Origin of the sequence: Paenibacillus sp. FSL K6-0276 (assembly GCF_037977235.1) — a bacterium.
In the GTDB taxonomy this organism is placed as follows: Bacteria; Bacillota; Bacilli; order Paenibacillales; family Paenibacillaceae; genus Paenibacillus_AQ.
Map to the genome: position 1 here is coordinate 4709415 of NZ_CP150276.1, position 22777 is coordinate 4732191.

21 protein-coding genes and 1 other RNA gene are annotated in these 22777 nt (G+C 46.0%); all 22 read right to left on the bottom strand.

Going from position 1 to position 22777, the window contains the following annotated elements; translation table 11 throughout:
- Window positions 1-83: 83 nt before the first annotated feature.
- The 22 genes from rnpB to MHH52_RS22475 all read right to left on the bottom strand — a co-directional run bounded on the left by rnpB (window position 84) and on the right by MHH52_RS22475 (window position 22739).
- An RNA gene (gene rnpB / locus MHH52_RS22370) (RNase P RNA component class A) lies at window positions 84-499 on the bottom strand.
- A gap of 64 nt (window positions 500-563) precedes the next feature.
- A complete protein-coding gene (locus MHH52_RS22375) occupies window positions 564-1679 on the bottom strand; it encodes a Nif3-like dinuclear metal center hexameric protein (RefSeq protein WP_340004504.1) in 1116 nt (371 codons plus the stop codon).
- Entirely contained in the window at window positions 1655-2425 is a 771-nt protein-coding gene (locus tag MHH52_RS22380; RefSeq protein ID WP_340009775.1) for a class I SAM-dependent methyltransferase, read from the bottom strand. Before MHH52_RS22380 ends, MHH52_RS22375 begins: the two co-directional genes overlap by 25 nt.
- A gap of 5 nt (window positions 2426-2430) precedes the next feature.
- On the bottom strand, window positions 2431-3255 hold the full coding sequence (locus MHH52_RS22385) for a hypothetical protein (RefSeq protein WP_340004505.1): 825 nt from the start codon (window positions 3253-3255) through the stop codon (window positions 2431-2433).
- Between the two features lie 107 nt (window positions 3256-3362).
- A complete protein-coding gene (rpoD, locus tag MHH52_RS22390; RefSeq protein ID WP_340004506.1) occupies window positions 3363-4496 on the bottom strand; it encodes an RNA polymerase sigma factor RpoD in 1134 nt (377 codons plus the stop codon).
- Window positions 4497-4536: 40 nt separating this feature from the next.
- Window positions 4537-6357 (bottom strand): DNA primase, encoded by a 1821-nt coding sequence (dnaG, locus tag MHH52_RS22395; RefSeq protein ID WP_313639536.1) that lies wholly within the window; start codon window positions 6355-6357, stop codon window positions 4537-4539.
- A 39-nt stretch (window positions 6358-6396) separates the two neighbouring features.
- Window positions 6397-6873: a DUF188 domain-containing protein gene (locus MHH52_RS22400; RefSeq protein ID WP_340004507.1), complete on the bottom strand. Its 477-nt coding sequence runs from the start codon at window positions 6871-6873 to the stop codon at window positions 6397-6399.
- Between the two features lie 169 nt (window positions 6874-7042).
- Window positions 7043-9118 (bottom strand): glycine--tRNA ligase subunit beta, encoded by a 2076-nt coding sequence (glyS, locus tag MHH52_RS22405; protein ID WP_340004508.1) that lies wholly within the window; start codon window positions 9116-9118, stop codon window positions 7043-7045.
- Window positions 9111-9998 (bottom strand): glycine--tRNA ligase subunit alpha, encoded by an 888-nt coding sequence (gene glyQ, locus MHH52_RS22410; protein ID WP_036683820.1) that lies wholly within the window; start codon window positions 9996-9998, stop codon window positions 9111-9113. The genes glyS and glyQ overlap by 8 nt, the downstream gene beginning before the upstream one ends.
- A gap of 536 nt (window positions 9999-10534) precedes the next feature.
- A complete protein-coding gene (gene recO, locus MHH52_RS22415; protein WP_313639532.1) occupies window positions 10535-11290 on the bottom strand; it encodes a DNA repair protein RecO in 756 nt (251 codons plus the stop codon).
- A 36-nt stretch (window positions 11291-11326) separates the two neighbouring features.
- Window positions 11327-11470: a YqzL family protein gene (locus tag MHH52_RS22420; RefSeq protein ID WP_340004509.1), complete on the bottom strand. Its 144-nt coding sequence runs from the start codon at window positions 11468-11470 to the stop codon at window positions 11327-11329.
- 112 nt (window positions 11471-11582) lie between these two features.
- On the bottom strand, window positions 11583-12476 hold the full coding sequence (gene era, locus MHH52_RS22425) for a GTPase Era (protein ID WP_234533274.1): 894 nt from the start codon (window positions 12474-12476) through the stop codon (window positions 11583-11585).
- A gap of 711 nt (window positions 12477-13187) precedes the next feature.
- Window positions 13188-13607: a cytidine deaminase gene (locus MHH52_RS22430; RefSeq protein WP_340004510.1), complete on the bottom strand. Its 420-nt coding sequence runs from the start codon at window positions 13605-13607 to the stop codon at window positions 13188-13190.
- 330 nt (window positions 13608-13937) lie between these two features.
- The gene (locus tag MHH52_RS22435; protein WP_042130323.1) at window positions 13938-14333 is read right to left on the bottom strand and encodes a diacylglycerol kinase family protein; all 396 of its coding nucleotides are present in this window, start codon (window positions 14331-14333) and stop codon (window positions 13938-13940) included.
- Window positions 14333-14830, bottom strand: coding sequence for an rRNA maturation RNase YbeY (gene ybeY, locus MHH52_RS22440; RefSeq protein ID WP_313639528.1), 498 nt, complete (start codon window positions 14828-14830; stop codon window positions 14333-14335). Before ybeY ends, MHH52_RS22435 begins: the two co-directional genes overlap by 1 nt.
- Window positions 14827-17082 carry an HDIG domain-containing metalloprotein gene (locus MHH52_RS22445; protein ID WP_340004511.1) on the bottom strand — a complete coding sequence of 752 codons (2256 nt, stop codon included), beginning with the start codon at window positions 17080-17082 and terminating at the stop codon, window positions 14827-14829. Before MHH52_RS22445 ends, ybeY begins: the two co-directional genes overlap by 4 nt.
- A gap of 14 nt (window positions 17083-17096) precedes the next feature.
- Window positions 17097-18068, bottom strand: a complete 972-nt coding sequence (locus MHH52_RS22450; RefSeq protein WP_340004512.1) for a PhoH family protein — start codon at window positions 18066-18068, stop codon at window positions 17097-17099.
- 15 nt (window positions 18069-18083) lie between these two features.
- Entirely contained in the window at window positions 18084-19265 is a 1182-nt protein-coding gene (gene yqfD, locus MHH52_RS22455; protein WP_313639525.1) for a sporulation protein YqfD, read from the bottom strand.
- Window positions 19262-19555: a sporulation protein YqfC gene (yqfC, locus tag MHH52_RS22460; RefSeq protein ID WP_060621997.1), complete on the bottom strand. Its 294-nt coding sequence runs from the start codon at window positions 19553-19555 to the stop codon at window positions 19262-19264. The genes yqfD and yqfC overlap by 4 nt, the downstream gene beginning before the upstream one ends.
- 176 nt (window positions 19556-19731) lie before the next feature.
- Window positions 19732-20280 carry a hypothetical protein gene (locus MHH52_RS22465; protein WP_340004513.1) on the bottom strand — a complete coding sequence of 183 codons (549 nt, stop codon included), beginning with the start codon at window positions 20278-20280 and terminating at the stop codon, window positions 19732-19734.
- A gap of 16 nt (window positions 20281-20296) precedes the next feature.
- Window positions 20297-21298 carry a flotillin-like protein FloA gene (gene floA / locus MHH52_RS22470; protein ID WP_340004514.1) on the bottom strand — a complete coding sequence of 334 codons (1002 nt, stop codon included), beginning with the start codon at window positions 21296-21298 and terminating at the stop codon, window positions 20297-20299.
- A 55-nt stretch (window positions 21299-21353) separates the two neighbouring features.
- A complete protein-coding gene (locus MHH52_RS22475) occupies window positions 21354-22739 on the bottom strand; it encodes an NfeD family protein (RefSeq protein ID WP_340004515.1) in 1386 nt (461 codons plus the stop codon).
- Window positions 22740-22777 lie beyond the last annotated feature (38 nt).

Sequence of the window (22777 nt, forward strand, 5' to 3'; positions counted from 1 at the left end):
TCTGGCAATAAAAAAGGCGGCGTAGCCAGATTACCTGGATACGTCGCCGTTTGTATGGTGTTGTTAAAAAATAACGTTGCAGTTAGGAAAGTTTGCCGTAAGCCGGGTTCTGTGCTCGTCGTGGTTCAATCGGGAACTACCCTCCCACCATAAGCGACAATCATCTATCTAGGCCATACATTACTGCACAGCTCCAGCGACCAACCTAGACGCGCCTCAGGCTAAGGCTGCCTATTCCAATAAAGGAATCTGCTGCGTCTCATTAGGTCTTGCTCCAGATGGGGTTTACCAGGAACGAAGTCACCAGCGTTCCTCGGGGTCTCTTACACCTCGGTTCCATCCTTGCCTGTGCCGCCCTAAGGCGGCCATCGGCGGTCCATTTCTGTGGCACTATCCTTCGGCTCGCGCCGACTGGACGTTATCCAGCATCCTGCCTTATGGAGCCCGGACTTTCCTCCCGTGACGTCTTCACGTCACCGGCGATTGTCTGTCAAACTTTCCGAACAACATTACATATTATACAGACATCACATGTCTGGCACAAGCATTATTAACTGGGAATTTTAAAGGAACTTAAATGGCTCCGTATTCACCTTCGAAACATGTACAGCTGTAGCATACTTATGTTCAACCAGTTTACTAGTCATCCACTCTGCTACTTTCTCCTTCATGATCTTCTCCGCATTGTGTCCGGGATCAATCAGAGTGATACCAGCCAACACGGCATCCTGTGCTGTATGGTAATCAAGATCCCCCGTAACCAGCACATCCGCTCCGCGGAAAATAGCACTGTTATAATACTTTCCACCAGAGCCGCCCAGAACAGCGGCTTTACGAATCGGACGATCCAAATCACCAACCACACGTACATGGTCTACCTTCAGACCTTTTTTTACCGTCTCAATGAATTGTCCGAGTGTTGTAGGCTCTTTGAGCTTTCCTACTCGTCCAAGTCCTAAGCTTCGACCTTTAAGATCCATCGAGTACAAATCATAGGCAACCTCTTCATAAGGATGAGCCTTGAGCATAGCCTGCACCACTTTATTGCGGATGGTGTGCGGGACGATGGTCTCAATACGAATCTCCTCGGCACGTTCCATCTTACCTTTTTCTCCGATATAAGGATCGGTACCTTCTCCCGGAATAAATGTGCCATATCCCTCGATATTGAAGCTGCAATGACTATAGTTGCCGATTGCCCCTGCTCCAGCATTCAGGATGGCATCCAGCACCTTCTGATGATGGTCCTTCGGCACAAATACCACCAGCTTCGACAATTGCTCGGAATGAATGTCTTTGATGGGTACTCCATTCTCTATGCCAAGAGCTTCCGCCATCCAATCGTTCATTCCACCTTCTGTCACGTCCAGATTGGTATGGCTGATGTAAACCGCTATGTCATTTTTGATCAGCTTTTCATACATTCTACCCATCGGTGTGTCGGTCTGAATCCCTTGCAGTGGACGGAAAATAATCGCATGGTGGGCAATGATTAGGTTACAGCCGAGACTAATCGCCTCTTCTACTACTTCATCATTAACATCCAGTGCAACCAATACATTGGTTATTTCTTTCTGCAGCGTACCTAGTTGCAGTCCGATTTTGTCCCAATCTTCGGCTAAATGCTTCGGAGCCAGTTGCTCCATATATTGAATTACTGTTTGTCCTTTGGCAAACATTCTAGCACCTCCGTAATCTCCTTGATCTGTGCTTGAATTAATTTCCGTTTATTCTCCGCAGATTCAAGTTCTGAACGTGACAACGATCTCAGAATGCCTTCCAATTTCTGAATCTCTCCCTGCCACTTGGCAAAAAACACATCATTCGGCGTTTGGAGCAGATAAGGTCCCATCTGGAGCAAAGTATCCTGACCACGAACCATAGCGGAATCCCCTAACGTTACCTCTCGATATACATTCGCATTCGTAATTCCAGCATTTGCATCCTCTGGTACAGCTGTCAATACTTCATACAGCTTGCCGTCTTCTTCAAGAATACTTTCAGCTACAAGAACCCAGTCATTATTTAGTAGCCAGCGGCGCAAAATATCCTCGCCCACATTCGGCTGAAGTACCAGTGTTGTAACATCCTTTAGCTTCCCTTGACTCTGACCACGGTCTAAAATCGAGGCAATTAAAGCCCCTCCCATGCCAGCGATCGTGATACAATTAACTTCACCAGGTTCCAGTACCTCAAGGCCATCCCCTCGACGCACCGAGATCACCTTCCCTAGTCCAGCCTCTGCAACGCCTTTACAAGCAGCATCAAAAGGACCCGGGTTTACCTCACCTGCTACTGCAAATACAGCCTTACCGCTTTCTACAGCAGCCACAGGAAGCAGCGCATGATCAGAGCCGATGTCTGCCAACCTGCTTCCTTGCGGAATTTGCTTCAGCAATTGCTGAAGGCGATCTGATAATTTCACATTGTTCATGTTGCCACCCACGTTATCCATTTTTTTCGAAACAAGAACAGCAGGGCCAAGCCTACCGCAATTTTTAAAATTAGCATAAACGAAATCCACTGTGGATAATCCTGTCTCAATAAAAGAGCATCGAGCTCTGGCATAATCCATAGAGATACTCCTACTGCCAAAAAAACACTAGCAACGCCTTTAACTTTGTGATGTAAAAGCCAGCTTAACCACACCATCATTACACAGAGTGGAAGCCATAAGAGCTCAAGCTCTAGAATCGAAGCCTCAGGGCGCCTTCCACCGAAGAACCCCGCATATAGTAATGCCCAAAAGGCATATCCGCAGTACTGCAGCAAGCCGATCCGGAGTACAAATCCCAGAAAGCACCATAACAAGCCGCAGGCTCCAATCAGAATCGGTCTCCAGAGCTGAGGATCAAGATCATGCAAAGCAATCATCCATAGTCCGAAACCAAGCGTTAAGACACTTCCCAGCCCCGCTAGGATAAGATTAATAACATGATTTCGGTCCCTGTAAACCGCTGAGTATCCATAACAGACAATTAATACGGATAGTGCTGTTGCAAGTTGCAAAGGCCAGGGAAAAACGCTAAAATAAAGACTAATCAAGAAAATCAAGGAAATAATTCCAAAACCAAACAGCCAAATTTTGATGTTTCCCTGCTGTAGATTCTTCAGCGAAATTGGATTGTTATCCTTGTCCGCAGCTTCATCATCATACAGGTTGGTTAAGAAATCGCAATACTGCTCTGGCAGCAATCTGTTATTTCTCCAATACTGAATCTCTTTTATAATAATTTCGCGTTTTTCCAAATTCACTGGCTCATCCTTCTTTCCAGATACACAAGGTCAGCACTTTTATGGTCGTAAATTCAAATAAAAGAACCTCCTGCTACTGAGCAGCAGAAGGTCCAGTTCATGAAATACTATTCAAGGAAATCCTTAAGCCGTTTGCTGCGGCTAGGGTGACGAAGCTTACGTAACGCTTTAGCTTCAATCTGGCGAATCCGTTCACGGGTAACACCGAACACTTTGCCGACTTCTTCAAGCGTTCTCGTCCGGCCATCATCTAGGCCAAAACGCAGACGAAGTACATTCTCTTCACGCTCCGTGAGCGTGTCAAGTACATCCTCCAGCTGTTCCTTCAGCAGTTCATAAGCCGCTGCATCCGCAGGAGCTAATGCTTCCTGATCCTCAATGAAATCTCCCAGATGAGAATCATCTTCTTCACCGATCGGTGTTTCGAGTGATACTGGCTCTTGGGCAATCTTCATGATTTCTCTAACTTTCTCAACCGTCAGCTCCATCTCAGCCGCAATTTCCTCTGGCGAAGGTTCACGTCCCAGTTCTTGCAGCAATTGCCGAGAGACACGAATCAGCTTGTTGATCGTCTCAACCATGTGTACAGGAATACGAATCGTACGTGCCTGATCCGCAATCGCGCGGGTAATGGCCTGACGAATCCACCAAGTTGCATACGTACTAAATTTGAACCCTTTATTATGGTCAAATTTCTCTACCGCTTTGATCAGACCCATATTACCTTCCTGAATCAGATCTAGGAACAGCATGCCACGTCCGACATAACGTTTAGCAATACTTACTACGAGACGCAAGTTTGCTTCTGCGAGACGACGTTTTGCTTCCTCATCACCATTCTTAATCCGCATAGCAAGCTCTACTTCATCGTCAGCCGACAACAGCGGAACGCGTCCAATTTCTTTCAGATACATACGGACAGGGTCATTAATCTTGATCCCTGGCGGCAGTGACAAATCATCATCAAAGCTGAAATCGTCACCTTCGCTGTTTTCGTTATCCTCGCTTGGACGGAGAGTCGTTACCTCTTCATCGTTTTCGTTTACAACTTCAATTCCCAAATCACTGAGTTGTTCATAGAACTCCTCCATTTGCTCGGGGTCTTGATCAAACGGCGATAATTTCTCCATAATATCTTTGTATAGCAATGATGATCTTTTCTTGCCTTGCTCAATAAGCTGATCCTTAACCTGATCCAAAGTAAATTCTGCTTCCAATTCAGTATGCTGATCGTTCGCCATAATTCGACTCCCTCCTCCCTAGGTACATCCTGTCAACATTTCATTGTCTCTCTAGGGCTATAATCTCACTTGCTATTTGTGCCGCACGCAAAAAGTCACCTGACTTTTCCGCCTGAATCATCTCTTCACGCTTCTGATCCATCTTGCGCTGCAGTGGGTATTTCCGTACTTCACGAATACAATCATCCAGCACCTGCATATTCCAGTCTGGAGGTGTATCCATCATGGAAATTGATGTTGCAGTTTTCTCCAGACGATCATCCTGAAGCGATGATAGAAACCGACTAATGCCGGGTGGTTTGCCTTGCGCGTAATAGGCATATAGATAAGCGGCAATTGCCGCATGATCATCGATGTTGAACTCTTCTCCGAGGCGTTCGCCCACATACGTGGCGGCTTCCGGGTCCTGAATCATAAAGGACAGTAGACGCCGTTCCGCAACATGATAAGCGGGCAGCAAAGTTGGTGTCTGCACTTGCCCTTTTTTATGCCTACCATTATTCCACCTTTTGTCGTTATTATCCCCTTCAGGGATGTTTTTTTGCATCGATGCCCTAAGTAAATTACAATCCTGCTTCAAACTATCATATGAAAGTTCCAGCTCAGAAGCGATTTCCCTTAGGTAAACCTCTCTCTCGGTTGAGGAATGCAGCGAAGCAATGACCTCCAAAGCTTCTTTGACGTAGGCAATTTTGCCATCTTCCTCTAGGAGTATATGGTTTTTTTTCAGATATATAAGCTTAAATTTTATGGAAGAAACAGCAGAATCAATAACCTGATCCTTAAACCTTTCTCCACCATGCTTGGAGATGAATTCATCCGGGTCCAGTCCGCTTGGCAGTAAGGCGATCTTTACACGCAGACCGCTGCCTTCAAGCATTGGAATGGCCTTCATGGCCGCTGCTTGTCCCGCCCGATCACCATCATAAGACAGTACAATCTCATCAGACAGACTCTTCATTAGTGCCACATGACTTTCAGTCAAAGATGTTCCCATCGTCGCTACACCGTTATGCACACCCGCTTCCCAAGCCGAAATGACATCTCCGTATCCTTCAAAGAGGACGATTTGCCGCGTTTTGCGGATGGATGCTTTGGACTGGTGCAAGTTGTACAAAATCCGGCTTTTGTTAAACAATCTACTCTCCGGAGAATTTAAATACTTGGGTTGACCTTCTCCAAGAATTCTTCCAGCAAAAGCAATCACCTTGCCGGTGCGGTTCGCAATCGGAAAAATAATCCGACCACGGAAACGATCGACATACCCTTTGCCCTCACCTCGGGCAGACAGGAGTCCGCCTTTCTCCATTTCAGCAAGATCAAAATTCCGCTTCTCCAAAAACTGTAGCAAAGTATCCCAGCGGTCCGGAGCGTATCCGATCTGAAACTGGTCAATCATTTTATCACTGAAGTTCCGGCCTCTTAAATAATCCATTGCGGCTTTACCGTGTTCCGTATTCTTCAGCAAGTAATGATAAAACTTTGCCGACCATTCATAAGCTTGAATCAACCGGTCGCGTTCCGGATCTGGAGGAGACATCAAGCCTCCCTTACCTTCAGGAACGGGAATATCACTTTCTTCAGCCATTATTTTGACGGCTTCGGGGAAGGTTAATCCTTCGATTTCCATCCTAAATTTGATGGCATTTCCACCCATGCCGCAGCCAAAGCAATGAAATACTCCCCGGTCGGGGGTAACTGTAAAGGAAGGGGTTTTCTCCGAATGGAACGGGCAGAGGCCCCATAAATATTTCCCCTGCTTGGACAAATGGACAACCTTACCGACTGTATCGACAATATCATGACGTGCAAGCACGCTTTCGATAACCTCTTCCGGAATATTCCCGTGTCCGCTAGCCACTTCAACCACCTTCAATTCTTAACAAATAAATATAATTCGCTATTGCTCCACATTCTCCTGCAAAAGTATTAAAAGTTTTGTCATTTTATGTTGAAAATATATTTTTTCTTCTGCCGTTATAGGTTTTGGACCCTTAGAGTAGTGTCCCCGTCTTCTCTCCACGGCCCTGGCATGCCTACCCTCCAACATAAAATCCATCTTGGAATCGACATATTCCTGGCCACGAAAAGAAAGCACACTGCAACGTTTGCCAAGCGCAAGTGCTGCGAGACCATAGTCTTGAGTCAATACCACATCTCCTGCAGAAATATGATTGGCAATATATAGATCGGCACTCTGGTCTCCTCGGTCCACTTGCACAACCGTTACACCCTCTTCAGCTTTCAGTGCATGGTCATAAGAAGATACCATCAGTACCGGCACACCAAAGGCGCGACCTACCTCGGCAATCTCTTTTTTGACCGGACAAGCATCCCCATCCACTACTATGGTTCTAGACCGGGACTTCTTCTCCATGATCATCACCAATTTCCCGTGTAATATATATACGCCCTCACCGCAAGAAATCCTTCTTTCTATGCATAAATACGGAACGGATGTCAAATGACGCATTGGCACCGTTCCGTATATTTATACCCCAAACCAACATTCTATACCATAAGACACAAACTTTTCTTATAGATGTTTACCAAACGAGCTTGCCAAAATCAGCAAACGCCTTAGAGTCGGCATCAATACCAGCAAGCAGAGCTAAACGGTTAGCGCGTACCTGCTCATCTTCTGCCATAACCATAACGGAATCGAAAAATGCTGTAACAGCATCTTTTAGACCCGAGAGAATACGGAGTGCTTCTTCGGCATAATTCGCCGACATCGCTTCAAGATATGGTGTGTGTAACTCCTGCCATGTATTGTACAACTGCAGCTCAGCATCTTCTTTAAGTAAGGAAGGATCAATCACTTCGCTAGTTGCTTTAGCTGCCAGATTACTGACACGAGTGAGTGAATCTACGGTAATTTTGAAGTCTGCTTGGTCTAAGACAGCACCCATAAGAGCACGACTTCTGCCCACAACATCTACCACGTTGTCAAAGCCAGCTGCTGTAACAGCGTCCACAACATCATAGCGTACATTGTCGGATAAAAGACGTTTTACGCGAAGACCGAAGAACTCGTACAGGTTTATACGTAGTTCATCGTCAGAATGTTTCGAATTCCCTGAATCTTTATGAATTTCAATCGCTGCTTCAAAAATTTCGCGCAGCGTAATCGGCAATTTATGCTCAAGCACGATCTGAACAATCCCTGCAGCCTGGCGACGCAGTGCGTAAGGATCCTGAGAACCTGTTGGGATAATACCGATGGAGAAGCAACCCACAATCGTATCGATCTTATCCGCAATGCTGACAACCGAACCGGCATCCGTTGAAGGTACTGAATCTCCCGCGAACCGCGGCTGATAATGCTCGAAGATTGCTTTTGCCACAGATTCAGGCTCTCCTGCTTTGCGTGCATAATCTTCGCCCATGGTGCCTTGAAGTTCTGGGAATTCATAAACCATTTGAGTCACAAGGTCGAATTTGCAAATATCAGCAGTCCGACTTACTTCAGAGAGAGTTGTATCAGACAATCCCAACTTTACAGCAAGACGATCGGAGATTTGGCGAATACGGCGCACTTTATCTCCAACACTGCCAAGCTCTTCATGGTAGACGATATTTTCTAGTTTGGCTAACGCATCGTCAATCTTCAACTTTTGATCTTCTTGATAGAAGAATTTGGCATCTGATAGACGAGCACGGAGTACCTTCTCATTTCCCTTAGCAATAACATCCAAAGATACTGCATTCCCGTTACGCACGGTTACGAAGAAGGGCAGAAGGTTGCCGGCTGCATCAAAAACTGGGAAATAACGCTGATGCTCACGCATCGAAGTAATCAGAACATCCTGCGGAATGTTCAAGAACGATGGGTCGAAGGTTCCAAAAAGCACCGTTGGTGTTTCAACGAGGAACAATACTTCCTCCAAAAGATCCTCTTTGATCGCAATCGTCCAATTTTTCTCTTCAGCCAATTGGTTGATTTGATTCAGGATCAGTTCTTCCCGTTCTTTTACATCTACAAGTACATGTTGCGCACGCAAGCTCTCCACATATTGTGCAGGCTCCGAAATTACAGTCTCTGTACCGAGGAAACGATGTCCACGGCTCACATTCCCAGCTTTTACATCCGTAATTTCCAAATCAATAATATCTTTGCCAAAAAGAGCAACTAACCAACGGATCGGACGAACGAATTTAAATTCGTAAGCTCCCCAGCGCATGTTCTTCGGGAAAGTCATAGCATTTACAATCCCCAGAAGTCCTTCTGAAAGCAAAGAAGCGGTCTCTACACCAGCACTATTTCTAGTGGCATAAATATACTCTACTCCAGCTAATTCTTTGAACGTAAATTGCTCCGGAGATACACCCTGACTACGGGCAAATCCTAAAGCAGCTTTGCTCCAGTCACCGTTTGCATCCAGTGCAATTTTGCGTGATGGACCCTTGACCTCTTCGCTAATATCCTCTTGCTTCTCAGCTGCGTCTTTAACGAACACAACCAGACGACGTGGCGTGGCATATGCGGTAACTCCAGCATGAGCAATACGTGCAGATTCCAACCATTTGGAAGTTTTATCCTGCAACTGCTCCATCGCAGCACGGATAAAACGTGCAGGTATTTCCTCCAGACCGATCTCAAACAATATATCTTTAGACACGGTCAGCACCTTCTTTCTTCAGCAGCGGGAAGCCGAGCTTCTCGCGTTCCTCAAGATATGTTGCCGCTACGGAGCGGGCAAGATTACGCACTCGGGTAATAAATCCAGTCCGTTCAGTAACACTGATTGCTCCACGTGCATCCAGTAGATTAAAGCTATGTGAGCATTTCAACACGTAATCATAAGCTGGGAACACAAGGTGTTTCTCCATCGCTCTACGTGCTTCTTCTTCATACATGTTGAACAGTGAAAATAGCATTTTTACATCAGATACTTCAAAGGTGTAAGTGGAATGCTCAAACTCTGGTTGATGAAAAACGTCACCATAAGTCATGCCGCTAACCCATTCGAGATCGAATACATTCTCTTTATCTTGAATGTAGGATGCTAGGCGTTCCATTCCGTAAGTAATCTCTACGGCAACCGGATTGGCCTCAATACCACCTACCTGTTGGAAGTAAGTAAACTGAGTGATTTCCATACCATCCAGCCATACTTCCCATCCTAGACCTGCACAGCCTAGCGAAGGGTTCTCCCAGTTATCCTCGACAAAACGGATATCATGTAAGAGCGGATCAATGCCGAGTGCTTTCAAACTATCTAGATAGATCTCCTGAATATTATCAGGTGATGGTTTGATAATCACTTGAAATTGATGATGCTGATACAGACGGTTCGGGTTCTCTCCATAACGTCCATCAGATGGGCGACGTGAAGGCTCTACGTACGCAACTCTCCATGGTTCAGGACCTAGTGAGCGTAAAAAAGTCATAGGGTTCATCGTGCCGGCGCCTTTTTCAGTGTCATAAGGCTGTACGATAATACAGTTCTGTTCAGCCCAGAACTGCTGCAGCGTCAAAATCATCTGCTGAAAGTTCATAATACCGTCTCCTTCGCTTTACAAGTTTTTTTAAATATAAGAAATAAAGTATAAGTTTCACACAATACTTTATTTCTTATATTTCTCGCATAAACGCTTACCGTCCTTATAAGGACGTCGAAGGCGTTTATGCTTGCCTCATCTTGCTTAAAACTTCCTACCATGGAGGCGGCACTTTTAGTTCCTGACAGCAACAAAAAACCCCCGCCCCCATGCCTGATTAACAGACATAGGGACGAGAGCTTAACTTATTCTCCCGCGGTTCCACCCTACTTGATTCCATTCCTTGAATTAGCTAATATCGTTGCCAATGACAAGAACGAAATCCACTTTCATTCGCCATATCCGTACTCCCGGGTGCCATGTTCATGAACGTTGTCCCGCCAGGCTCTCACTACCCCCAGCTCGCTGAATCGCGACAATATAGCTCACTACTTTCCCGATCAATGCACGCTCTCCCGAATTGGAGCAAAACGGCGATCATATACAATACAATAATTAAACTGTTCCTATAGTAACGGAAAAATCAGATTTCGTCAAATCTTGTACTTGTCGAGCTGATCTAAGAAATTCTGTGATTTCAGCTTTAATCCAAGCTGCACATCCATAAAAGCTCGCATAATTTTTTTAAGCTCATCTCGGCTACTTTCCTTGACATCTACATTCCCTAATCTAGTTAGATCAAGTCTGGCGAATAAGCGTAGCAGCTTCAAGGCACGAGCAGAGACTTCCATAGCTGGAGGATCATTATGTTTACAGCTGCGACACAGGGCCCCACCAAGACGCGGGCTTATCAGCAGTTGTTCATCAGGCTTCTCGGCTCCACATATAACACAGTTGTCGAACTCTGGGCCATAACCGGCGGCTTGCAAAATCTTCATTTCAAAAACATTTATGATAACTCCAGGTTCCTTATCTTCTTCAAGTGCGTTCAGGCAGGCCGTAAGCTGGCGAAACCAGAAGCTCCCCGTTTCCTCATCATGCAGGACTTTATCAAGCAGTTCACAAGCGTAAGACGCATAAGCAGCTTTGATCAAATCCTCACGCAGAGGGTGGTGAGACTTCGTAATTTCGCCGGAATTCAGCGTCCCAAGACCTCCGTTATTTCTAAAAAAAACAAATTCCCCGACGGTGAACAACTGGATCAGGGCAGCATGGCGGCTTTTGACCTTCTTAGCGCCTCGCACCAGAACTCCTACTTTCCCGGCGTTCTCGGTGCAAAGCGTAATGATTGCATTCCCCTCGCCGTAGTCCATGCTGCGGATGACGATCCCTTCCACCCTGTGTAGCATGCCTCTTCCCCCAACCATTCGGCAAGCAACCAGTCCTTATTGCGCTTCTTCATCACAGACCTTCTCTTCCTCCACTAGCTGTAATCCACTGTCTTCAAGTGGATGGCCAGCTTCCTTGTATAGCAGGTAAGCATCGACGTCTCCTGTCACTGCAAAATACTTCCACGAAAAGTTTCGCATTCGTATTCATCCTTTCTTGGGAAAGACGATGTCTCTTCAAGAATTAGGATGTGCGATGGGCCAGGTTCTATCCTTGCAATTCCTGCCAAACGAGGAATGAGGGATACAGATCTTAAAGGTCTTTATGGAAGCCCAAATCCCGCAGAACGCGGTCCTGATTACGCCAGTCTTTTTTCACTTTTACCCATAGCTCTAGAAAAATCTTCGAACCCAAAAGGTTCTCAATGTCTGTCCGAGCCCGTCTGCCAACCTCTTTCAGCAGCGCACCTTGTTTGCCGATGATTATTCCCTTCTGAGAATCACGTTCAACAAAAATAACGGCAGACACATGCACCACTCCATTTGGCTCAACCCTCATATCTTCGATAGCCACGGCAATGGAATGCGGCACTTCTTCGCGCGTCAAATGCAGAATCTTCTCACGGATTAGTTCTGCGCACACAAATTGCTCTGGGTGATCCGTAATTTGATCTTCTGGGTAGTATTGTGGACCTTCCGGCAAGTACTTGGCGACTTGCTCTAATAACGTGTTAACATTGCTACCCATCTTAGCAGAAATCGGAATGATTTCAGCAAAATTATGCAGCTTGTTATACTCAGCCATAAGTGGGAGCAATGCTTCCGGCTCTATTTTATCAATCTTGTTAAGCACAAGAATAACTGGAGTCTTCAGACCATTCAATTGCTCTGCAATGTAACGGTCTCCACCGCCCAAACCGTCTGCAGCGTCCACAAGGAACAACACGGCCTCAACTTCACCCAGCGTACTCATTGCTGTTTGGTTCATGTAATCGCCTAGCTTGGACTGTCTTTTATGAATACCTGGTGTGTCCAGGAACACGATTTGTGAATTATTTGTTGTATAGACACCATGGATTTTGTTTCTGGTTGTCTGTGGCTTATCCGACATGATTGCTATCTTCTGTCCAATAACCTGGTTCATGAGTGTCGATTTGCCTACGTTCGGTCTGCCGATAATTGCGACAAAGCCTGATTTGAATTTCATATTATCTTCCTTCCATACTTTCCTTCTAGTTCAATCTTTTTCGATACTTATTTTAAAGACTTATTTAAAAGCTTTTTTCGATCCCCCTAAATCCCCCTTAGCCAAGGGGGACCCCAAGGGCCCCCGCCCTCTGGACACCCGGAAATGGGCGTACCTGCAACGTTCGGCGGGATTAGAGGGACGATCGTGCATGAGCGCTTTCATCCCCTATTGGGGACACGCTTCACTGTGGCTTGTTTTACACGGCTCGCTTGGAGCTCGCCGTGGATAAAGAACGCTGAGATGAGTGGCGATTGGCTGTGTTACAAGTAACTTTACGTGCTTAGAATCGCTAGCGGCTTTGCCGCGGCGCTTACGTCGTAGTGTTACTCTAATAACACTCAGTTTGCACCAGTTTAGCCTACCTTGGAAGAGCTGGAACACTTTTAATTGTATTTTGTACAGTTAATTCGACTTAGAGCTATGTCTTTGGTGTTTTAGTTGTATTCTGTGCAATTAAATTCTGTCTTAAGAGCCAGATATGGATTAAAACAAGAAATTAATTGTACTTTCTACAACTAAACATAGATTAGTGTGAAATCGGGGCGATTTAACTGTACATTGTGCAATTAAAGCAGCCACCTTCGTCTATCTGCAAACGAAGTTTCCAAATGACGAATCATTAGTGAGCGCATGATTTGTCTTTAAACAGGCATTAAACCAAACGCTCATTTATTCAGGAGCTTGTCCTTGCTTTAGATCTACCGGACCGAAAGCTCCTGGGAGTAAATCTCCCACCGTAGTCTCAACGATATCACCCTTCATGTTCCCAAGGATAACCTTCATGTCGGGTGAACACAACTCAATCATAACTTGGCGGCATACACCGCAAGGTGATACGGGACCATCAGAATCGGCAACAACGGCGATTGCCTTGAAAGAACCGATAGCATGACCGTCGGCGATAGCACGGAATAAAGCGGTCCGCTCCGCACAATTGGTTGGGCCAAAAGCAGCATTTTCTACATTACAACCGTGATGAATATGACCATCCTGATCAAGGAGGGCGGCTCCAACTCCGAATCGGGAGTAAGGAATATATGCCTTAGCACGTGCTTTAATCGCTTCTTGCATAAGAAGAGCGGAATCCATATTTGGGTCCTCCTAAAGTTTTGTATAGCGTTACATCGTGGAATTACTTCGTACAAAACTCACTTCGAAAGCATCCACTTAGTTTTGTTAGCATTACTTCATAGAATTTTCTTCGTACAAAACTCGCTTCGGAAGCATCCACTTAGTTTTGTTAGCATTACTTCATAGAATTTTCTTCGTACAAAACTACTTCGGAAGCATCCACTTAGTTTTGTTAGCGTCATCATGGAATTACTTCGTACAAAACTTGCTTCCTAAACATCCAGTAATCAAAGAGGCGGAATCGCAAAACGCGGGTCCGCCTCTCCCCTGAAATGAATTGTACCCTGATTATGACATAAGTCCGCTAATCCAGTCCATCACAGGGTGGTAAAAAACATAGACCCCTACTAAGACAGCAAACACCGCCGTTAGAAGCACAGCTCCCGCGGCGGTATCTTTTGCTCTCTTAGCCAGTGGATGAATCTCCGGCGAGATCAAATCTACCGTCGCTTCAATTGCCGTATTGAGCAGCTCGGCGGTTAGAACAAGCGTAATTGAGAAGAGCAACAACATCCAACTAGCCAGTGGAAGTCTGAACACAGCAGCGGCAACAAGTACAACCACAGCCAAACAGCAATGCACCTTCATGTTAAGCTCGGATTTGAATGCCGACACGATGCCTTGCGATGCAAACCGAAAAGAGTGCCAGAACTTCTTGTGTCCTACCGCCGTGTTCTTCACCATTAGCGAGTCAACCCAACCTGAGCTAGTACCTTCTCTTGCTTGGACATCATCTCTGCCTCTGAGGCTTCATCCTGATGATCGTAACCTAACAAGTGCAGAAATCCGTGCACAAAGAGGAAACCAAGCTCACGCTCTAGCGAATGACCATATTCTTGCGCTTGCTCCTGAGCACGAGTTACGGAAATGATTATATCTCCCAGTACATCCGGAACATCTTCAAGCGCTTCGCCTTCTTGTACTTCGTATATAATGTCCAGCTCGTCCTCTCCGCTTTCATTCATCGCAAAAGAAAGTACGTCCGTCGGACGGTCAATTCCACGGTATTCCAAGTTCAACTCATGAATACGAGCATTATCGACAAAAGTAAGCGCAACCTCTCCCTGATCGATCCCTTCCGCTTCACCTGCTTTTTGCAAAATGCTCTCCAGCAGTGCTATGAGATCGTCCTTTATCTCGTATTCTTCTTGCTCGTTATCCCAAACGATCTCTAAACTCATGGGTTAGCTACCCCTTCCTCTTTTTTCGGCTTACGCACATCTTCTGGGTATTCGATCCGTGAATGGAAAATTCCCATGACCGTTTCTTTCAGCGTCCGTGCAATAATGTCCAATTCTTTAATCGTTAAATCACATTCGTCAAACTGATGATCATCCAGTCGACTTTTAATAATTTTCTCAATCATCGTCTCAACCTGCAGAACAGTTGGTTTGCGCAAGGATCGCACCGCAGCTTCAACACTGTCGGCGATTCCGACAACGGCCGATTCCTTCGACTGAGCTTTCGGGCCAGGGTAACGGAAATCTTCCTCTGTAAAATCAGGCTCGACACCTTTTTCTTCCGCCAGCTTCAGTGCCTTATGGTAAAAATAATGCAGGAACGTAGTTCCATGATGCTGCTCGGCGATATCACGAATCGGTTTAGGCAGCTTATATTCTCGTTGCATCTCCACCCCATCGCGGGCGTGGGCCACAATGATAGATTTACTAAGCTTCGGTTCAATAGAGTCATGTGGGTTTTCCATATTATTCTGATTCTCAATAAAATAAAACGGACGTTTTGTTTTGCCAATATCATGATAATACGATCCTACCCGGCACAATAGGCCGTCTGCTCCAATCGCTTCTGCGGCAGCCTCTGACAGGTTACCTACCATTACGCTATGGTGATAGGTTCCTGGTGTTTCCGTAAGAAGCTTGCGCAATAATGGATGGTTCGGATTAGACAACTCTACCAGCTTCAGGGCAGATAGAATGCCAAAGGTAGCTTCAAAGAAAGGCATCAGACCAATCACAAGCACTGCAGTCAAAAGTCCACTCGCAAAAGCAAAACCAACGGCATACAGCGTGCTTACATCTTTCCATTCACCACCAGCTAAGAGGGTCAGCATAAAGACGGTCACACAACCAAAAAGGGATACCATAATCCCACCTTTTAATAATGTGGAGCGCTGGCCAGCACGATGAGTGGCAAAAATAGCCACATAACAAACAACAATTGAAAAGAAACCAAAGGTGAAATCAAACACCGAATTCTGCTGAACATTCAAAATGATACTGGCGAGTATACTGATCAGAATAGAACAGAAATACGCTAATGTCATATCCAGAAGCATGGTAATCAGCATAGCACCAATGGCTACTGGAGCCAGATACCCGAGATAGGAATGGACATCGGTCTGCAAAATTGCGGTCAACCGCATGGTGATGATCGTAATAACAAATACAAGCACCAGCATCAATAACTGGGAGTTATTATACTTAAAGCCCGAGGTTCCTCCCGAGTAACGAATAAACACCATCAGACCCGCGGAGAGCATGGTAGCAAGTAGCAGCAAACCAACCTGAGGCCAATAGTTGACCTCGTTGCTGAGCAGGCCATTCTCATCCAAAAGGGCGTACAGCTCAGGAGTGATTTTTTGCCCTTTAGCGACGAGGACTTCCCCTTGCTCAATGAACACATCAGGCGTGTTCTCACGAGCCTGCACCTTCGCTTCCTTCGTTGCATCTTCGTCATAGAACTTGTTACTTGTAATAACCAACCTCACTAATTCCTGCACAACCTCACGCGCCGTGCGCTGACTCAGAGAACTGATACTGACCTGCTCCGCCACTTTGGCGCGCGCAGTCTGAGCGTCCGTGATCTGATCGTTCATCAGCCTAGTCACAATATCACGAGCAACAGGCTTCATTTCGATAATGTCCTGAGAGGTCAGTCGCGGAATTTTAATGTAAGTCTCATCCGGAATGACATAGGTCTGCTCTTTTATGACAGATTGCATTTCATCCAACAGATGATCGGAATAACTGCCACCGCCCCGATTTGAGGCTATGAAATTCAAAATAAAATCATTTGCTCTCTGAGGGATCTCATCACGATAAATACCAGTCTTATCGCTTTGCGAAATCAGGTCATCCTGATTGAGGCGATCAATCCGGTCCAGCAGCGAAGTCACAAGATTATCAGCCCTCATCGGGATGATCTTGTATTTTAGATCCACTCTCTCAGCAGCTTCTTCCGCTGCCTTCAGCGTTGCCTTCTTGTCCAAAATTTGCTTAGGCGCAGTAATCTCCTTCGCGCTGAGCGTATTCTCTTTAATATCATACCGTTTAGGCAGCAAATCTGGCGACAAGCTAAAGTAGAACACAAGTCCGAGTAACAGGAAAAGAGCATAGCGTGTCACCGCGCTATACTTCCATCCGTTGTTCGTATATACAAATTCACTTAATTTAGATGGTTGCTTTGAAGCCATGAAGACAATCCCCTTTATTGGAGGTTTTCGGCAGAGCGGTCATAGGCAACGATAATTTTCTGCACCAGGGAATGCCGTACTACATCCTGCTCCGCAAAATAGACAAAGCCAAGTTCTTCTATGCCGGATAAAATCGCTTTGGCCTCAATCAAACCGGATTTCTTGCCGCGAGGCAGGTCAATCTGGGTAACGTCACCCGTAATCACCATTTTGGACCCGAAGCCGAGTCGAGTCAGGAACATTTTCATTTGCTCAGGTGTAGTATTCTGTGCTTCATCAAGGATGATAAATGAATCATCCAGCGTACGTCCCCGCATATAAGCGAGCGGAGCAATTTCAATTAATCCCCGTTCAAGTGCCTTAGCAACCTGATCGGGCCCCATAACGTCGTATAAGGCATCATATAACGGACGGAGGTACGGATCTACCTTTTCTTGCAAATCCCCTGGAAGGAACCCTAGACTCTCTCCTGCTTCTACTGCGGGGCGCGTAAGAACGATACGCTTAACAGAACCTTCTTTTAGTGCCGTAACTGCAAGCACTACTGCCAAGTAGGTCTTACCCGTTCCAGCAGGACCGATTCCGAATACAATATCACGCTTCTTGATCGTTGTCACATAATGCTTCTGGCCAATCGTTTTGACACGAATAGGCTTTCCACGAAAAGTAGTTGTAATTTCTCCCTTGAACAAATCGAGCAATTGATCGACTCGAAAGTCTTTCGCCAGCTCCACAGCGTACTGCACGTCACGTTCAGTAAGTATGTAACCACTCCGAATGAGGGACAGCAGCACATTAAACAATTGTCCCAGCATGTCTACTTCCCGCTCCGCACCACGTATCGTTAACTCTGCTTCGCGGGAATCAATAATAGCGGGAATTTCACTCTCGATGATTTTTAGGAATCCATCCTGCGGGCCGAACAGCGATTGCGCTTCTCCCGCATTTTGCAAAATTATACGAATGCTTGCAGTCTGTTCTGACAAGTAGCCTCATTCTCCTCAATTGTTTACTATTGGCAGTTCTACGGAAATTTTCTCTTCTACTTCAAAGATCACTTTCATATAAACTTTACCATTCTCTTTCTTCTCATGCAAAACTTTTTGACTTTTGACGACGCTATCAACGCCATAACGCGCCAAAATATCATTCTTCGCTCGCTCTATTCCCTTTTCAAATCCAGCTTCAGGAGTCAAAGTGTCGCTCGTTTCACTAATCTCCAATTCTTTCTCAGTCATTAGGCCCAGCGGCAACTTAATGGACCGCCAGGACAGCGGATCATGCTCAGTGAGCGTCCGAGAATTCTCGAATGGAGATTCGCCATAACCCCACAGCTGAATGGCCCATTTACCAAGAACGAGATAGGTCCGATCCTTTCGCTCCCCTGTATAAGAGCTGTTCGTTGTTTTTAGAGGCACTTCAATATTGTATTCATGCCACACTAGACCCTTAACCTCACCTTTGGCTACCACATACTGAACATTATCATCGTCACCCAGAGCACCCGAAATCAGGATATCTCCTTTTTTAACCCGCGAGTTACGCGCTACAACCGGTCTGCCCTGCTCCGCATATATTTCAGTTACCACCGCATCTGTTCTGCTAATCAAATGCCGCTGGCTAAGTAAAGGTTTGATATCTGGCTGTTTAGACTCCACAACTTGGATTTTAATGCTCGTCCCCGTCCGCTGCAGCCCTATCCATGAAGCACCCGGTAATTGGGCTAGGAGCCCCTTGGAGAGCTTGTCCGGCTCATCTAGACGCCATATCCATTGAAAAGGGTACACCCCCTCCTGGCGAGCAGCAGCCAATATATCCTCGGAGGCAATCTTTTCATTTCCCTCGACTCTGATGCTCCATACCATCGTAGATAACATAAAGAGCGTAATCCCAAACAGCAGTATTCCTATGCCAAAAAATTTACGTTTCCACAGCCGCGCCATTAGAAATGGCAGTCCACTTCTACCTGTAACGTGCATACGACAGCCTGTCTTCTTTAAAATCGGACGGAGGACATAAAAATCATCTAGAAGCAGCTTAAGGGAAGCGCCGCCCTCAGCGGGCCTCACATCCCAAATCACTATACCTGCTTCTGAAATGAAATTAATGAATCTCTCCACCTGAGGTCCCGTCACATGCAGCGTAACGGAACCCCGCAGTGTTGACAGAGGTGGTTCCTTCATGATTTCCCCTCGCTTTCTTTATATCTGATCTCCCCGATAATGCCTTCTACCGCCAGTTCCTGGCCAAGAATATTGCGGATGACAAGATCTTCGCCAGTGATTTCAAGCGATCCTTTAGCTAACGCGAGCTTAAGCTGGCCTGAGGAGAAATGCAGCACGCCGCGATGGTTCTCGATATACAGTTCCTTATTGCCGATCAGGGTGATCCGGGGCATTTCCTGTAGTAAATCCTGTGGTAGATCCAGCACCCCGTTTGTCCATCCCCGCAGCCTGCGGCCAATACGGGTCATAAGTAGACGTTCCCCCTTCCTGCCTTCTGTACACCTTATGCGGCAACGCTTTTGTTTATGAGAAGAAGTAACAAAGGAGAACCTTTCAGGTATGAAAAAATGCCAAAAATGCCTTGGCTTCCTATCGTAAAGATAAGAAAGCAAAGGCTTAATCTTGAGTTCTAAAATAGCACGCACTATCTGCGCGAGGAATGTGGGTTTCGGGAGCGGGGAGGACCGAGAATTTCTGCCCATACTACACCGTTACGCAGCTCTTCACGACTACCAGTTCCATTAGACTGAACAGTCGATCCCGCAGAGGAACGCTTAGTCTTATTCGTTTTTTTGGAATCCGCACCAGCGATTCCGTCAAAAACGGATTGAAGACGCTCCAGTTCCTCCTGCATTTTTTTCGTGCGCAATTCAACGCCGTCTCTTTCATCAGCTTGCTCCAAAGACATACCTTCTCCAGTTACATAATCCGGAGTGGGAATATATGCAGGCTCTGGAAAGGCCGGTGATGCGTCATACTCACGAGAGGATGTAGTAACAGGGGTGGGAAAACCACTACCAGACTGTTCTCCGTTCCCATCTGCATCCTTGTTACGACGGAGAGGATTACCTTCTCCTCCACCAAAAGTCGGCATCCCTCCGCGTGGAGTGCCTTTGGGTTTGTTCTTCGCAGCCTTATTTACATTGGATACAATCGCGAAAATAATAACTGCAATAATATAGATCCAGCTCATGGAGATTCACATCCCCTTATTTATTATTGTTAGGACGGGTATTGTCGTCTTGATCGTTCATTTTGCCGAGAGATCCCCGCATTTGGGTATCTGCTTCAATGTTTTTGATATTCATATAATCCATAACACCAATTTGACCGGCCCGTAGTGCTTCAGCCATTGCCAATGGAACCTGAGATTCCGCTTCGACAACAAGTGCCTTCATTTCGACAACGCGCGCCTTCATTTCCTGTTCGTGCGCTACAGCCATCGCTCTACGTTCTTCAGCCTTAGCCTGGGCAATTCGTTTGTCTGCCTCAGCTTGTTCTGTTTGCAGATAAGCACCAATATTCTTGCCGACATCAATATCCGCAATATCAATAGAGAGAATCTCAAAAGCAGTACCAGAATCCAGACCTTTAGCCAAAACCGTACGTGAGATCGAATCCGGATTCTCCAAAACATCCTTATGCGAATCACTCGAACCTACCGTAGTTACAATCCCTTCGCCGACACGAGCAATAATCGTTTCTTCACCTGCACCACCAACGAGGCGATCAATATTAGCACGAACAGTAACCCGTGCTTTTACTTTAACCTCAATACCATTCTTAGCTACAGCCGCTACAATAGGTGTTTCGATCACACGTGGATTTACACTCATCTGAACAGCCAGAAGCACGTCACGACCTGCAAGGTCAATTGCTGCTGCACGAGTGAATTCCAAAGGAATATCTGCACGCTGAGCTGCTATTAGAGCATTAACCACCCGGTCAACGTTACCCCCTGCGAGATAATGGCTCTCCAGTTGATTAATGTTAAGTCCAAGACCAGCCTTTGTCGCTTTAATCATAGGATTAACAATTCGACTCGGTGTAACACGACGCAATCTCATGGCCACCAGCGTAATGATACTGATTCTAACGCCCGATGCCCATGCAGAGATCCAGAGCATGACCGGGAAGAAGCTTAAAAAGACACTCAACAAGATGATCACGACTACCGCAATCAACAAAAAAGTAATTAAAGATGCTTCCATAACTTTATAACCTCCGTTAAATTATTGTGGAGCTACTATTAATCATACCATTTACCTATTCCTTGATTTCCTTCACTACAATCCGTCCGCCCTCAACTTTTATAACAGAGACCGGTACATTAACGCTAATAAAGCTGCCTTCTGTAACGACATCTACGCGCTCGCCGCCAATCATAGCCGTTCCGGATGGACGAAGCGGAGTAATACTGTTTCCTTTAGCTCCGACTAAGCTTATCTTCTCTTCAACCGGTATAAATCCCTGATCTTTGGTGAGAGTATCCTTCAAGATAAACCTATTCCAAACTCCACGTTCTTTAAATGCGACAGCCACAATTACAATGACTACAGTCGCAGCAGCGAATGCGATACCTAAACTAAACAACGCATGTGTAAAGCTGTATGCGGCTCGTACGACACCTGCTACAAGACTCACTGAACCGAGTAAGCCCAATATACCAAAGCTCGGCACGAACAGCTCCAGCACAAGCATGACAAGTCCAATTATGAACAAAAGCCAAGTCTCTGATCCGGCAAACCCTGCTACAGAGTTTCCGAAAAAATATAAAACAAAGGCTAGTGTCCCAATGATCCCAGGTGCACCAAAACCCGGAACGAGCAACTCAATCACGACGCCTGTGATCCCAACGAACAACAGAATCGTCATAATAATCGGACTCGTCAGAAATTGCGACATTTTCTCGGCGCCCGTATGCTCCACACGAAATATGTCATCTGTAGTATACCCTAGCCAAGTAATCGCTTCCTCAGTAGTAGCTGTAATTTGATCAGCGTAACCAGCTTTTAACGCTTCGTCACTAGACAAGGCAATAATTTCGCCCTGCGCTTTAGATACACCTAGATCTGGCTTATCCACAACCAAATTACTATCGACCATTCCCGCAGCAATATCTGGATCACGCTCATTCAGAGCAGCGGCTCCAATCATTTTTGATTTCCAGTAGGACACCATCTTAGCGTCATCTACTTTTCGACCGCTCCCATCCACGAGGGATGCAGAACCGATCATGCTGCCCGGCTTCATGATGATTGCACCTGCGTTAAGTGCTATGTAACTGCCTGCGGAGGCGGCATCACCTTTAATATATGCAGCTGTAGGTATGTCACTATCTCTTACCATAGTCCCAATCTGTTCTGCTGAATTCACCAGTCCTCCTGGTGTATCCACCTCTAGCACAATTAGAACCGCTCCATAATTAGCAGCTTCTGCAAACCCTCTTTCCAAGAAGCTTTGCAAACCTCTTTCAATTTTCTGATCTACCGGAATAATAAACACAGGGCCTTTCTTCAAATCACCACTCGCAACTCCCGGTGCTTTTGGTGCTGTTACATCAGCGCTTACATTTGGTATAAACGGCGTTAAGAGCAGGAGCAGTAAAACAACGGGAATGCTGGCCAACATTATTTTCCGTAATTTTTTCAATGTTTTTACCTCCCTTCTTCAACTTGACCCGGGGACAC

Bases quoted from the DNA above. Each gene is read 5' to 3' on its own strand.
- MHH52_RS22375 (WP_340004504.1), bottom strand. From the start codon at position 1,679: ATGTTTGCCAAAGGACAAACAGTAATTCAATATATGGAGCAACTGGCT.
- rpoD (WP_340004506.1), bottom strand. From the start codon at position 4,496: ATGGCGAACGATCAGCATACTGAATTGGAAGCAGAATTTACTTTGGAT.
- MHH52_RS22400 (WP_340004507.1), bottom strand. From the start codon at position 6,873: ATGGAGAAGAAGTCCCGGTCTAGAACCATAGTAGTGGATGGGGATGCT.
- glyQ (WP_036683820.1), bottom strand. From the start codon at position 9,998: ATGAACTTTCAGCAGATGATTTTGACGCTGCAGCAGTTCTGGGCTGAA.
- recO (WP_313639532.1), bottom strand. From the start codon at position 11,290: ATGCTACACAGGGTGGAAGGGATCGTCATCCGCAGCATGGACTACGGC.
- MHH52_RS22420 (WP_340004509.1), bottom strand. From the start codon at position 11,470: ATGCGAAACTTTTCGTGGAAGTATTTTGCAGTGACAGGAGACGTCGAT.
- era (WP_234533274.1), bottom strand. From the start codon at position 12,476: ATGAAATTCAAATCAGGCTTTGTCGCAATTATCGGCAGACCGAACGTA.
- MHH52_RS22430 (WP_340004510.1), bottom strand. From the start codon at position 13,607: ATGGATTCCGCTCTTCTTATGCAAGAAGCGATTAAAGCACGTGCTAAG.
- MHH52_RS22435 (WP_042130323.1), bottom strand. From the start codon at position 14,333: ATGGTGAAGAACACGGCGGTAGGACACAAGAAGTTCTGGCACTCTTTT.
- ybeY (WP_313639528.1), bottom strand. From the start codon at position 14,830: ATGAGTTTAGAGATCGTTTGGGATAACGAGCAAGAAGAATACGAGATA.
- MHH52_RS22445 (WP_340004511.1), bottom strand. From the start codon at position 17,082: ATGGCTTCAAAGCAACCATCTAAATTAAGTGAATTTGTATATACGAAC.
- yqfD (WP_313639525.1), bottom strand. From the start codon at position 19,265: ATGAAGGAACCACCTCTGTCAACACTGCGGGGTTCCGTTACGCTGCAT.
- yqfC (WP_060621997.1), bottom strand. From the start codon at position 19,555: ATGACCCGTATTGGCCGCAGGCTGCGGGGATGGACAAACGGGGTGCTG.
- MHH52_RS22465 (WP_340004513.1), bottom strand. From the start codon at position 20,280: ATGAGCTGGATCTATATTATTGCAGTTATTATTTTCGCGATTGTATCC.
- floA (WP_340004514.1), bottom strand. From the start codon at position 21,298: ATGGAAGCATCTTTAATTACTTTTTTGTTGATTGCGGTAGTCGTGATC.